Annotated in this window: 9 protein-coding genes; 8 read left to right on the plus strand and 1 reads right to left on the minus strand. The window is 66.0% G+C overall.

Features of this window, described 5'->3' with window-relative positions:
* Nucleotides 1-124 precede the first annotated feature (124 nt).
* Nucleotides 125-4,804, plus strand: a complete 4,680-nt coding sequence (locus tag ASE85_RS03710) for an NAD-glutamate dehydrogenase (RefSeq protein WP_056683574.1) — start codon at nucleotides 125-127, stop codon at nucleotides 4,802-4,804.
* A gap of 213 nt (nucleotides 4,805-5,017) precedes the next feature.
* Here ASE85_RS03710 and ASE85_RS03715 read toward each other — a convergent pair whose 3' ends face one another.
* On the minus strand, nucleotides 5,018-5,986 hold the full coding sequence (locus ASE85_RS03715; RefSeq protein WP_056683577.1) for an MlaA family lipoprotein: 969 nt from the start codon (nucleotides 5,984-5,986) through the stop codon (nucleotides 5,018-5,020).
* Nucleotides 5,987-6,264: 278 nt separating this feature from the next.
* On the opposite strand from ASE85_RS03715, the gene ASE85_RS03720 reads away from it, so the two are divergent.
* The 7 genes from ASE85_RS03720 (at nucleotide 6,265) to ASE85_RS03750 (ending at nucleotide 13,448) form a co-directional block, all read left to right on the plus strand.
* Nucleotides 6,265-6,909: a PepSY-associated TM helix domain-containing protein gene (locus tag ASE85_RS03720; RefSeq protein ID WP_056683580.1), complete on the plus strand. Its 645-nt coding sequence runs from the start codon at nucleotides 6,265-6,267 to the stop codon at nucleotides 6,907-6,909.
* A gap of 13 nt (nucleotides 6,910-6,922) precedes the next feature.
* A complete protein-coding gene (locus tag ASE85_RS03725) occupies nucleotides 6,923-7,456 on the plus strand; it encodes a DUF2271 domain-containing protein (RefSeq protein ID WP_056683583.1) in 534 nt (177 codons plus the stop codon).
* A 13-nt stretch (nucleotides 7,457-7,469) separates the two neighbouring features.
* Nucleotides 7,470-8,357, plus strand: coding sequence for a DUF4198 domain-containing protein (locus ASE85_RS03730; RefSeq protein ID WP_056683587.1), 888 nt, complete (start codon nucleotides 7,470-7,472; stop codon nucleotides 8,355-8,357).
* A gap of 110 nt (nucleotides 8,358-8,467) precedes the next feature.
* Nucleotides 8,468-9,331, plus strand: coding sequence for an FAD:protein FMN transferase (locus ASE85_RS03735; protein WP_056683590.1), 864 nt, complete (start codon nucleotides 8,468-8,470; stop codon nucleotides 9,329-9,331).
* Nucleotides 9,332-9,789: 458 nt separating this feature from the next.
* Nucleotides 9,790-11,094, plus strand: a complete 1,305-nt coding sequence (locus tag ASE85_RS03740; RefSeq protein WP_056683593.1) for an MFS transporter — start codon at nucleotides 9,790-9,792, stop codon at nucleotides 11,092-11,094.
* Nucleotides 11,091-12,008 (plus strand): cysteine synthase A, encoded by a 918-nt coding sequence (gene cysK, locus ASE85_RS03745; protein WP_056683596.1) that lies wholly within the window; start codon nucleotides 11,091-11,093, stop codon nucleotides 12,006-12,008. Before ASE85_RS03740 ends, cysK begins: the two co-directional genes overlap by 4 nt.
* 147 nt (nucleotides 12,009-12,155) lie before the next feature.
* Nucleotides 12,156-13,448, plus strand: a complete 1,293-nt coding sequence (locus tag ASE85_RS03750; protein WP_056683599.1) for a cell wall hydrolase — start codon at nucleotides 12,156-12,158, stop codon at nucleotides 13,446-13,448.
* The last annotated feature ends 107 nt before the right edge of the window (nucleotides 13,449-13,555 follow it).

Below are 13,555 nucleotides of genomic sequence, written 5' to 3' on the forward strand. Positions count from 1 at the left end.
GTTGAGCCGACCCTTGGCCGGGCGCATATAGGCGCTCCTGAAAGCCGAGGAGTCGCATGGCGGCGATCCAGCGCCTCCTCCGTTATGATCCATGCGGGACGAACCCGTGGCAAGAGGTGAGCGAATGACGGCGCTGGCGGAAGCGAAGACCAAGGAAGTCGACAAGAATATTCGCGAGGCGCTGGAAGGCGCACTCAGCCGAGGCGCCCTGCCCGGCGAAAGCGAGGGGTTTGACGAGGCTGCGCTGGCTGGCGCCGCCGCATTTCTGGGCCGCACCGCCAATGGCCGCAAGCCCGGCCATGAAGCGATCGCGATGGAAACGCTGGGCGAAGGCGCCAATGGCCGCTTCATGCGGCTGGCCATCATCAATGACGACATGCCCTTCCTGGTCGATTCCATCGCCAATGCGCTGGCGGCGGCCGACATCACCATCCACCGCCTGTTCCACCCCGTCCTGTTCGTGACGCGCGACGGCAACGGTGCAGTGACGGGTGTGTTCGAGGAGGATGCGTCCGGCGCTCGCCGCGAATCCATGATCTATGTCGAAACCGACCGCGCCGATGCGAAGGCGCGCCGGGCGCTGGAAAAATCGTTGCAGGAGACGCTGGCCGACGTCCGCGCCGCGGTCGCCGACTGGCCCAAGATGCAGTCGGCCATGGCCGCCGATGCCGACGCCGTGCCGGACGAGGAAGGCGCCGCCCTGCTGCGCTGGTTCCTGGCCCGCCATTTCACCCAGACAGGCCATGAAATCGTCGGCCGCGACGGCAGCAGCAGCGCGCCGCTGGGCATCTGCACCCGCCATGACAAGCCGCTGATCGCACCCGCCTCGCTGGAGGCCGCCTTCAGCTGGTTCGAGGAAGGCAAGCGCACCCCGCTCATCATCAAGTCCAGCCGTATTTCGCGCGTCCATCGTCTCGTGCTGCTCGACCTCATCATCATTCCGGTGCGGGAGGGCAAGGAGGTCAAGGCCCTGTCGATCCATGCCGGCATGTGGACCAGTACGGGCCTGTCGGCGACGCCGGACAAGGTGCCGCTGCTGCGTTCCGCGCTGTCCACGCTGATGGACAAGTTCGGCTTCGACCCGCTGGGTCATGCCGGCAAGACGCTGGCCCATGCGCTGACCGCGCTGCCCCATGACATCACCATCGGCTTCGACCGGGAGACGCTGGAGCGGCTCGCGCTGACCTTCATGTCGCTGACCGACCGGCCGCGGCCCAAGCTCGCGCTTGCCACCAGCGCGCTGGCGCGTCACCTCTATGCCTTCGTCTGGCTGCCGCGCGACGAGCTGTCCACCGCCCGCCGCGTCAGTATTCAGGACATGCTGGCGCTCAAGAGCCATGGCACCGTGCTAAGCTGGTCGATCGCACTGGAGGAAGGCGGCCTGGCGCTGCTGCGCATCACCCTCGACCTGCGCGACGGCGGGATCGTGCCCGATGACGTCGCGCTGGACCGGATGCTCAAGCAGATGGTGCGCGGCTGGATTCCGGCGGTCGAGGAAGCGCTGGCCGTGACCGAGGAGCCGGGCCGCGCCGCCGCGATGGCACAGCGCTATGGCGGCGGCTTCCCGCTCGCCTATCGTAACGGCGCGGGGCCGGAAGAGGCTGCGATCGACATCCGCCTGATCCACGGCCTGTCGGGCGAAGGCGACAAGTCGATCCGCATCTATCGCAATCCCGAAGACAGCGTCGAACGGTTGCGGCTGAAACTCTACAGCCATGTCCCCGTCGCCCTGTCCGAAGTCGTCCCCGCGTTCGAGAATTTCGGTTTCCGCGTGATTGAGGAAATGACTACTGCGATCAGCGGCAGCGCCATGGAGGGCGGCACGCTGGGCCATGTCCAGCGCTTCGTGCTGGAACTGCCGGCGGGCGACGACGCGCAGGTCGTCGTGGACCGGGCCGATGTCGTGACCGAAGCGATCGCCCAGGTGCTGGAAGGCGTGGCGGAAAATGACCGGCTGAACGAACTGATCGTCACCGCCGGCCTCGCGCCGCGCTCCGTCGTGCTGTTCCGCGCCCTCTATCGCTATCTGCGTCAGGCAGGCGTCGCTTATGGCATGGTGACGTTCGCCGATACGCTGCGCAAGGCGCAGGGCATCGCCAACAACCTCATCACCCTGTTCGATGCGCTGCACAACCCTGCCGCGCAGGATGGCGCGGCCGACCGCATCGCACAGGCACAAGCCGATATCGACGCCGGACTGGAGCGCGTGACCGCGATCGACGAGGATCGCATCCTGCGCCTGCTGCGCGCCGTCATCACCGCGACGCTGCGCACCAATTTCTACGCCCCCGCCGCGCAGGAAGCGATCGCCTTCAAGCTGGACAGCGCATTGGTGCCCGGCCTGCCCGCGCCGCTGCCCTGGCGCGAAATCTGGGTCTATTCCCCCCGCGTGGAGGGCATCCACCTGCGCGCCGGGCCGGTCGCCCGTGGCGGCCTGCGCTGGTCCGACCGCCGCGACGATTTTCGCACCGAAATCCTGGGCCTCATGAAGGCGCAGCGCGTGAAGAACGCCGTCATCGTGCCGACCGGTGCGAAGGGCGGCTTCTATCCCAAGCAATTGCCCAATCCGCAGGCCGATCGCGACGCCTGGCTGGCCGAAGGCACCGAAAGCTATCGCATCTTCATCCGGTCGCTGCTGTCGATCACCGACAATATCGTGAAGAACAAGGTGAAGCATCCGGCCGACGTCGTCGTGCATGATGGCGACGATCCCTATTTCGTCGTCGCCGCGGACAAGGGCACGGCCACCTTCTCCGACGTCGCCAACGCCATCGCGCTGGAACGCGGCTTCTGGCTGGGCGACGCCTTCGCCAGCGGCGGCTCCAACGGGTACGACCATAAGGCGATGGGCATCACCGCGCGCGGCGCGTGGATCTCGGTCCAGCGCCACTTCGCCGAAATGGGCGTGGATGTGCAGAGCGAACCCGTCAGCGTCGTGGGTTGCGGCGACATGTCGGGCGACGTGTTCGGCAACGGCATGTTGCTCAGCAAGGCGATCAGGCTGGTCGCCGCCTTCGACCACCGCCACATCTTCTTCGATCCCGCGCCCGATCCGGCGAACAGCTGGGAAGAGCGCAACCGCATGTTCGCCCTGCCCCGCTCAAGCTGGGAGGATTATGACAAGTCGCTCATATCCAAGGGCGGCGGCGTCTTCTCGCGCGCGCTGAAGCGCATCCCGCTGACGCCCGAAATGCAGGCGATCCTGGACGTGACGGACAAGGACATGGAGCCGGCCGCGCTCATTTCCGCGATCCTGAAAGCCCCGGCCGACCTGCTCTGGTTCGGCGGCATCGGTACTTATGTGAAGGCCGCAGCGCAAAGCCATGGCGATGTCGGCGATCCGGCCAACGACCGGCTGCGCGTCAACGCCGAACAGTTGCGCGTCAAGGTGATCGGCGAAGGCGCGAACCTGGGCACCACGCAGGCGGGCCGCATCGCCTTCTCCCTGCATGGCGGGCGGATCAACACCGACTTCATCGACAACAGCGCCGGCGTCGACTGCTCGGATAATGAAGTGAACATCAAGATCGCGCTGAACAAGGAAATGATCGAAGGCCGCCTGCCCTTCGACAAGCGCAACACGCTGCTGGAAAGCATGACCGACGCGGTGGGCGACATCGTGCTGGAGGATAACCGGCTTCAGGCGCTCGGCCTGTCCATCGCCGAAGCGGGCGGCGCGGCCGACCTGGCCTCCTATGTCCGCCTGATCGAGACGTTCGAGGAAACCGGCCGGCTCGACCGTCAGGTGGAGGGGCTGGCCGCCAACGACCAGTTGCTGCGCCGTGGTCAGGATGGTCAGGGCCTTACCCGCCCGGAACTGGCGGTGCTGCTTTCGACCGCCAAGCTGGCGTTGCAGGATGCGATCGAACATGGCGACCTCGCCACGGACGAGAGCATGATCGCCGAACTGATGGCGGCTTTTCCGCAAGCGATGCAGAAGAAGGAAGCGGACGCGATCGCCAGCCATGCGCTGCGCAAGGAGATCATCGCCACCAAGGTCGCCAACCGCATCGTCAATCGCCTCGGCCTCATCCATCCGTTCGAACTGGCGGAGGAGGAAGGCTGTTCGCTCGCCGACCTGGCCAGCGCCTTCCTGATCGCCGAACGCCTTTACGACATCGGCACGCTCTGGGCGGATATCGACGCGGCGGACATGTCGGAGGGCGCACGGCTTGCCCTGTTCAGCGACATTGCCAGCGGCATGCGCGCGCAGATCGCCGATATATTGCGCGCCCTCCCTGCCGGCACGCTGCCGGCGCAGGGGCATGAGAAGCTGGCCGCCGGCGTGGGGTTGCTGGCCAGGCAGGTGGACGATCTGCTGACCAGCGAGGCGCAGCGCCGCACCGCAGCCGTCACCGACCGACTGCTCGGCCTCGGCGCGCCGGAGACGCTGGCCGTGCGCACCGCCGGCCTGTTCAAGCTGGACGGCGCCGTCGGCATCGCCTCGCTCGCGGCCCGCATGGGCGTGGAGGAAGTCGCGCTGACCCGCGCCTTCACCCATCTGGGCGAAGCGGTCGGCATCGACTGGGTCCAGTCCGCCGCCGCGCGGATGGAACCGACCGATCCGTGGGAGCGCCTGCTCATCTCCGGCGTTGCCCGCGACATGCAGCAGGTCCGGCTCGACTTCCTCGCCCAAGGAAAAGGCAAGGACGTCGCCACCCATGTCGAAAACTGGTTGCAGGCCAAGGGCGCCCGCGTCCGCCAGTTCCGCACGCTGGTCCAGCGCGCCAAGGCGGCCGCGACGCCCAATGTCGCGATGCTGGCGGAAATCGCCGGCCAGGCGCGCGGGTTGCTGGGCCGCTGATCCATGACGCAACAAAAAGGGGCGCCATTCCATGCGGATGGTGCCCCTTTTTTGCGTCCATTTGCTTTCAATAAAAATCCGTTCACCCTGAGCAGGGCCTGAGCGCAGTCGAAGGACCGTAGCGAAGGGCCTGTCGCGCATACATCCTTCGATACGCCGCTTCGACTGCGCTCAGCGGCTACTCAGGACGAACGGAAGGCGTGAACATACACCTCATTGCGGCGGCGTATCGCCTGCCGGTTCATCCTCGATATCGTCGCCATAGGGATCGGGCACCACCAGCTTGGGCGCGTCCTTCTTGCCCGGCGTGCGGATGGCGTCGCCATAGATGGGCACGAATTTCTCGTCCGACACCCGGCCATGCAGCGCCTCGATCTCCGCTTGGCGCTGGCGCAGATACATGGTCTTGTAGACGGTGTAGGGATCGTCTTCCTTGCGGATCGCCGTGATCGTTTCGTCGAACGCGGCGCGCTCTCCCAACTGGTTCAGGATCGTGGCGGGAATGACATAGGCCGGTTTGAACACCTTCCTGCCCAGGGCAAAGGGCAGGATCATCTTGTCCGCCGTGTCGCCCACGATGTCGCGCAACGTCGTCGGTCCGACGATCGGCAGATACATATATGGCCCCGGCCCGACGCCATAATAGCCCAGCGTATTGGCGATGCCGTTGTCGCGATGGGGCAGGTTGAACGGCTTGCGCTTGGCGACGTCGAACAGGCCGACAAAGCCCAGCGTCGAATTGACGCCGAAACGCCCCGCCGTCTCGAACGCCTTACCCGGCTTGAACTGGAGCAGATAGGCGGCTGCGACCACCGGCTCGCCCAGATTGGAGAAGAAGTTGCGCAACCCCTTACGCACCGGGCGCGGCAGCCCCTTGTTATAGGCCTTGGCCACCGGCTCCACCACCGCCTTGTCGACCGACTGCACCGCCTCGAAACTCTTGGCGTTGAGCTGCTCCAGCGGATCGCCTTTGGGCGCGCCCTTGTCGCCGGTGACGACGATATCCTGCGCGGCATCGTCCTGCGGCGCGGCGGGCGACGGGGCAGCGGGCTGCTGAACCTGCGAGGCGGACGGCGTTGCATCCTGCATGGCGACCTCCGCCGCCACAGCCAGTTGCGGCGCAGCGCTCTGCGCCTGCGCACCCATCATCATCATTCCCGCAGCAACGGCCGGCACCAGCATATCTTATTCCTAGTAGCGGCCCCGCGCTCTCCCCGCACAGCCCTTCATGATCCATGACGTACCGGACATATTTAATCCGTGTTACATCAGGCATACAGCGCGGCTAGAGGTGGTGTCCCGGATCGTCAATAGCAAGACCGGGCCGTCGCCCCCTATGTCGGAGCCGCTCGTCGCAACCGCTTACATTTTGATACAAGATTCTATTGCAACCCGTTTGCAACTGCGAGTCACTCTCGTTATGCGATGAATACAGATTTTCGCAGGACAGACTGACCCCGATGCACGGTACCGCCCGTATCCAGAAGCCGAAGAAGAAGAGCGCCAAGGCCTTCTGGATGAAGCAGTTGCACACCTGGCACTGGGTCAGTTCGGCGATCAGCCTGATCGGCCTGCTGCTCTTCGCCTTTACCGGCATCACCCTCAACCACGCCGCCGATGTCGAAGCATCACCGCAGACGATCGAGAAAAGCGCGACCCTGCCCGCCAATCTGCTGACGCAGGTCGCGGCGGACGATGCGGCCGATAGCAAGAAACCCCTGCCCGCCCCCGTCGCGGCCTGGGTCGAAAAATCGGTGGGTCAGTCGGGGCAAGGCATTGCCGAATGGTCCGCCGATGAAATCTACCTCGCCCTGCCCCGCCCCGGCGGCGACGGCTGGGTGTCGATCGACCGGCATGACGGCAAAGTCACCAGCGAAAGCACCAGCCGCGGTGCGATCAGCTACCTCAACGATCTGCACAAAGGCCGCAACGCCGGCGGGGCGTGGAAATATTTCATCGACATCTTCTCGATCGCCTGTTTCGTCTTTGCCCTGACCGGCCTGGTCCTGCTTCAGCTTCACGCCAAGAAGCGACCCAGCACATGGCCGCTGGTCGCCGCAGGCCTCGCCATTCCGGCGATCCTCGCCATCATCTTCATCCATTAACGGGGGAATATCCATGCAGATCCGCCACCGCCTGCTGCTGACCGGCACCGCCGCGATCGGGGCCGCAGGAGCCGCCGCCGCGCCGGCCACGGCGCAGACACTCAACGTCAGCGTCAATATTCCGCGCCTGTCGGTCGCCGAATATCATCGCCCCTATGTCGCCATCTGGGTCGAGAAGGAGGGCGCCGCCCCCCGCAGCCTGGCGGTCTGGTATGATTATGACAAGGCCAAGGGCGAAGGTACCAAATGGCTGCGCGATGTGCGCCAGTGGTGGCGCGCATCTGGCCGTGCGCTGAATTTCCCGGCCGATGGCGTCAGCGGCGCGACCCGTGCGCCGGGCGACCAGAAGATCGCCTTCACCGCCGGCAAGGGGCCGCTGGGTGCGCTTGCGCCCGGCAATTACACGCTGCTGGTCGAGGCAGCCCGTGAGGTCGGTGGCCGCGAAGTCGTGCGCCTGCCCTTCTCCTGGCCGCCAAAGCCGGGCGCCACGGTCCGCGCGTCGGGCAGCAGCGAATTGGGCGCCGTCGCCCTCAGTTTCGGAAAATAACAGGGGACAGACCATGAAAGCCAGATTTCTGATCGCGGGCGCGCTCGCCGCCCTTTCGCTCGCCGGTACGGCGCAGGCGCATCGCCAATGGATGATGCCATCCTCCACCACCCTGTCCGGCACGGATAGCTGGGTGACGGTGGACGCCGCCGTCTCCAACGACCTCTTCTATTTCGAACATTTCCCGATGGGGACGGACAATATCGCCGTCACCGAACCGGACGGCGCGACGGGCAAGATCGAGAATGCCGCCAAGGGTCGCTATCGCTCGACCTTCGACGTTCACCTGACCAAGCCCGGCACCTATCGTATCGCCAATGTGTCGACCGGTATGATGGGCAGCTATATGCTGAACGGCAAGCAGGAACGCCTGCCGCGCGGCACGACCAAGGACAAGCTGGCCAGCGTCATTCCGGCCGGCGCAACCAATGTGCAGACGGCCGAAATGGCGAGCCGCAATGAGATTTTCGTGACGCTGGGCGCGCCCAGCACGACCATCTTCAAGCCCAGCGGCGTCGGCATCGAGTTGGTCCCCGTCACCCACCCCAATGACCTGGTGTCGGGCGAAGCGGCCACCTTCCAGTTCCTGCTGGACGGCAAGCCCGCTTCCGGCCTGAAGATCACGGTGATCCCCGGCGGCATCCGCTATCGCGACGCGCTGGGCCAGATCGACCTGGTCGCGGACAAGGATGGCAAGGCGTCGGTGACCTGGCCGCAGCCCGGCATGTATTGGCTGAACGCCACGCTCGGCGGTGGCCGTGAAGGTGGCCCCGGCGGCGAAGGCGGTCCCGGCGCCAAGGCCGGCGAAGGCGCACCGCCCGCGCCGCGCCCGCAAGCCCCGGCCGGCCCGCCGCAGCGGCGCGCATCCTACATCACCACGCTGGAAGTGCTGGCCCCCTGACGCTGCCGGCGTCCCACGGCGTCCGCATCGCGATCCCGCCCGGCCTGTCGCCCGACCAACTGGTCGGGCGACAGCAGCCGGGCGCAATCCTGTCTTTCGGCGGCCCGACCATGGGCACAAGCTGGTCCGCACAGATCGTGGCGCCACCCCCAGGCTGCGCCGCCGCGATCGAGTCGGTGCTGGCCCGCATCATCGGGCAGATGAGCCATTGGGAAGCGGACAGCGTCATCAGTCGCTTCAACCGCGCACCGGTCGGCGAATGGATGTCGCTGCCCACGGACATGCTGACGGTGCTGCGCGCGGGGCTGGACATGGCCCGCCTGTCGGACGGCGCCTTCGATCCGGCGATTGGCCGGCTCGTCGATCATTGGGGCTTCGGGCCGAACGCCATTTCGTCCGCCTATGCCATTGCAAGGCAGTGGACCCGGATCGAGGTTGAGCAGGGCCGTGCCCGCCGTCTGGCCGATGTGGCGCTCGATTTCTCAGGCATCGCCAAGGGTTTTGCCGTCGATGCCGTCGCGGACGCGCTGCGCGACATGGGCGTCACCAATTTCCTGATCGAAATCGGCGGCGAACTGCGTGGCGACGGCATCAAGCCCGACCTTCAGCCCTGGTGGGTCGATGTCGAATCGCCGGCCGACCTGCCCGTCCCCACGCTGCGCATCGCGCTGTGCGACATGGCCGTCGCCACGTCCGGCGACTATCGCCGCTTCCGCATGCAGGACGGCACGCGCCTGTCCCACAGCATCGACCCGGTTGCCGGCCAGCCGATCGCGCAGGGCGTCGCATCGGTGACGGTGTTGCACGCACAGGCGATGCTGGCCGACGCATGGGCCACCGCCATCACCGTGATGGGGCCGAACCGCGGCATGCACCTCGCCACCCGCCACGGCCTCGCCGCCCGGCTGGTGATGCGCACGGACAGCGGCGTACAGGAATATATGACGCCAGCCATGGCGGCGATGCTGGATTGAGGGCGGATATGGCTCGCAGGCGGAACGGCCTGCTTCGCGGTTCACGGCCCATCACGCCGCTACCAATGTAGGATAATCTCTGATCTATCCTGTCGGATGACCCGTTCCCCACCCCTGCCCCGCCCGTCCTGTCCGCCCGATCCGTCACGCGCCCGTGACCCGGCCGGCGCGCCAGCGTGACCGACCCGGCGCGTCACGATGATCCTGAAGGCGCGTCGCAGGCGCGCGCCGGTGCCTATGATGACGCCTTACGGACGCATGACTCCGCATATCCGGCTTTTTTGTGGCGCCAACGACGGTGTGAATTTCGCCCCCCGCCACTGGAGTGACCCTGGTGTGACCTTATGGCCCGCCTTCGCCGCCCGCGTCCCCGCTCATAGGTCGCAAAGCAAATCTTGTTGCCTGCCCGGTCGCGGGCCTGTTGCTTCGGCAACACAAGCCCCGCTAAGGCCATCGGCATGACGGCCTCCTCCCCATCTCGCCATCCGCTGCATTTTCCGGATTTCCGGGCCTATCTGGTGGGGCGGCTCTGCGCCGTTCTGGCGCAATACAGCATGATGATCGTGCTGGCATGGCAGGCCTATAATATCGCGCGCGAAACGATGACGACGGCGGGCGCGTCGGCGCAACTCGGCCTGATCGGGCTGGCGCAATTCCTGCCGCTCTTCTTCCTGACGCCCATCACCGGCTGGGTCGCCGACCATTATGACCGGCGGGTCATCACCCGGCTGACATTGACATTGCTGACGATCGCGGCCGGGCTGCTCGCCTTTGCCACCTATGAAGGCTGGGTCAGCCTGCCGCTGATCTTCGGCATTGCGGTCATCGTCGGCATCGCGCGCGCTTTCAACGGGCCGGCCTATGGCGCGCTCGCGCCCAATCTGGTGCCACCCGCCGTGCTGCCCAACGCCATCGCCATTTCCAGCGTCGTGTGGCAGGCCGGCATGATCGCCGGACCGGCGGTGGGCGGCTATGCCTATGCCGCCACGCCATGGGGCGCCTATGCGCTGGCGGCGATCCTTTATGGCGTGGCGCTCGGCGCCATGCTGATGATCGGCCCGGTGCCGCAGCCGCCGCGCGACACCAGCCGCCATCCGGTGCGCCAGATGATCGACGGCTTTACGTATGTGAAGGGCAACCGGCTGGTGCTGGCGACCATCACGCTGGACCTGTTCGCCGTGCTGCTGGCCGGGGCGACCGCGCTGCTGCCGGTCTATGCCCGCGACATATTGCATGTGGGATCGGCGGGGCTGGGCCATCTGGCCGCTGCTCCCGGTATCGGCGCAGCCGCCACCGCGCTCTGGTTTTCCTTCCGCCCCATGAAGACGGAAGTCGGGTTGAAGATGCTGGCGTCGGTCATCCTGTTCGGCCTTGCGACCATCGCGTTCGGCTGCACCGCCTTCCTGCCGCGCGACATCGCGATAGAGGCGGGTATCGCATCGCTGGTCGTGCTGGGCGGCGCGGACATGGTGTCGGTGTTCGTGCGCCAGTCGCTGGTGCAACTCCACACCCCCGATGCGATGCGCGGCCGCGTGTCCAGCCTGTCGCAACTGACCATTTCCGCCTCCAACGAACTGGGCGAGGCGGAGTCCGGTTTTCTGGCTGCGCTGGTCGGCCCGGTCGCGGCGGTGATCGGCGGCGGTGTCGGTGCTATCATCATCACAATATTCTGGGCGCGACTCTTTCCCGAATTGCGCCTTGCACGTAGCTTCGATCCACCCGACATCGGGCGAGCGGAAAACAGCCAGGAGAAGCCTTCATGAAAGCTGCCACGATACTCGAAACCATCGGCAATACGCCGCATGTCCGCATCAATCGCCTGTTCGGTGATGCGGAAGTGTGGATCAAGTCGGAACGGTCCAACCCCGGCGGGTCGATCAAGGATCGCATCGCGCTGGCCATGATCGAGGCGGCCGAGGCCAGCGGCGAATTGCAGCCCGGCGGCACCATCATCGAGCCGACATCGGGCAATACCGGCGTGGGCCTCGCCATGGTCGCGGCGGTCAAGGGCTATAAGCTGATCCTCGTCATGCCCGAAAGCATGTCGATCGAGCGCCGTCGCCTGATGCTGGCCTATGGCGCCAGCTTCGACCTGACGCCGCGCGAGAAGGGCATGAAGGGCGCGATCGAACGCGCGCTGGAGCTTGTGTCGCAGACGCCGAACAGTTGGATGCCACAGCAGTTCGAGAACCCGGCCAATATCGACGTGCATGTCCGCACCACGGCGCAGGAAATCCTGGCCGACTTCGCCGACACGCCGATCGACGCGCTGATCACCGGCGTGGGCACCGGCGGCCACATCACCGGCGTTGCCGAAGTGCTGAAGAAGGCATGGCCGAACTTGAAGGTCTATGCGGTCGAGCCGACCCTGTCGCCGGTCATCAGCGGCGGCCAGCCCGGCCCGCACCCGATCCAGGGCATCGGCGCGGGCTTCATTCCGGCCAACCTGCACACCCAGTTGCTGGATGGCGTGATCCAGGTCGATCCGGCCGACGCCAAGGACTATGCCCGCCGCGCCGCGACACAGGAAGGCATGCTGGTCGGCATCTCGTCGGGCGGCACGCTCGCGGCGATCGCACAGAAGCTGAAGGAGTTGCCGGAAGGCAGCCGCGTGCTGGGCTTCAACTATGATACCGGCGAACGCTATCTGTCCGTGCCGGACTTCCTGCCGGAATAAGGCCGAACGCGTCAAAGCTTGTCGAAGCGCGCGCGACACCTATGACGGGATCGCGCCCTTCGACAGGCTGAGGGCGAATGGATGTTGGGAAACCAGTCGCTTGTGATCCGGATCAATCTCCCTACCCTCCCACCCTGGCCGGCCCTTATGTCTTGGTTCGTCTGGGCCTTGCTGTTCGTCGGCCTGCCCATGGCGGTAGCGGCATGGGAAAGCCGGCAGCGACCGGTCGACGCCCCGCAGCGCTTTGCCGCCGTCGTCGCGGCGCGCGCGAAGCGCCCGTCCACGCCCCCGCCGCCGGTGGAACCGGTACAAGTCTATGCGCTGGAGCGGGATCAGGCGGTGACGCTCAATGCCGCCATACCCTTTTCCCGCGATCCCAATCCGGCTGCGCGCCCTTTCCTCTTTTCAGGCACGCAAACCGATCTGGCGCGCGCCACCGATTGCCTGGCGGCGGCGGAGATTTTCGAGGCCGGAGACGATGCGGTAGGCGAGCAGGCGGTCGCGCAGGTGGTGCTGAACCGGGTGCGCCATCCCGCCTTCCCCAAGACGGTGTGCGGCGTGGTGTTTCAGGGGCAGGAACGCAGCACCGGATGCCAGTTCACCTTCAGCTGCGACGGCGCGCTGGCGCTGACGCCGGGTCAGGCCGCATGGGCGCGCGCGCAGGAGATTGCGCGCGGCGCGCTGGCGGGCAAGGTCTACAAGCCGGTCGGCCACGCCACCCATTATCACACCGACTGGGTCGTCCCTTATTGGAGCAGCAGCCTGGACAAGATCACGGCAGTCGGCACGCACCTCTTCTTCCGCTGGCGTGGCTGGTGGGGCACACCGCCCGCTTTTCGCAAGAGCGGCGAGACGGGTGAACCGGTGATTGCCCGCATCGCCCGGTTTTCGTCTGCCCATCAGGGGGGCGTGGAAACGCCGCCATTAGCCGGACCGCCGCTGCTGGTGGCGGAGGCCGCCGCCACACTGGCCGCCAAGCCGCAACAGGCGATCGGCGCGGATGCGATCGGCAAGGTGATGGCCGGCGTCCGTCTGATCGCAATCGCGCCGGGGGGACGGAGCTTCATGGTCGAATTGCCCCGCGGTGGAGCGCCCGATATCTGGCCTGCTTTGGCGGAAACCTATTGCGCGGGACGCGCCGAATGCCGGATCATGGCCTGGCGTGCAGGCACGGCCCCGGACAGCATGGCCATGAGCGACGCCCAACTGGAGGCGATGAGTTTCGCCTATATCCATAATGCCGGCAGCGGCTTGCGGCGCGTGCTGTGGAATTGCTCCCAGACTCCTCGTAACGTGAAGGGCGAGTGCATGCGGCAGCGGAATCCGACCATGGCACCACCCGCCGTCACCGACACCGGCCTGTCGGGCATCCGTCGCAAGGAACGGTTCGAGACGGTGAAGATCGTGCCGGTAACGCCGCCCGTCACGACAACGAAATAGCAAGGCGGATCGAACCGGCGCCATGGCGGATTTGCCGATCCGCACCGTTATGGTATGTTATTACATTCTAAAATGGGGAAAAACATGGTGACGCGGCGGGCTTTTTT

This window comes from Sphingobium sp. Leaf26, assembly GCF_001421665.1.
Lineage (GTDB): Bacteria > Pseudomonadota > Alphaproteobacteria > Sphingomonadales > Sphingomonadaceae > Sphingobium.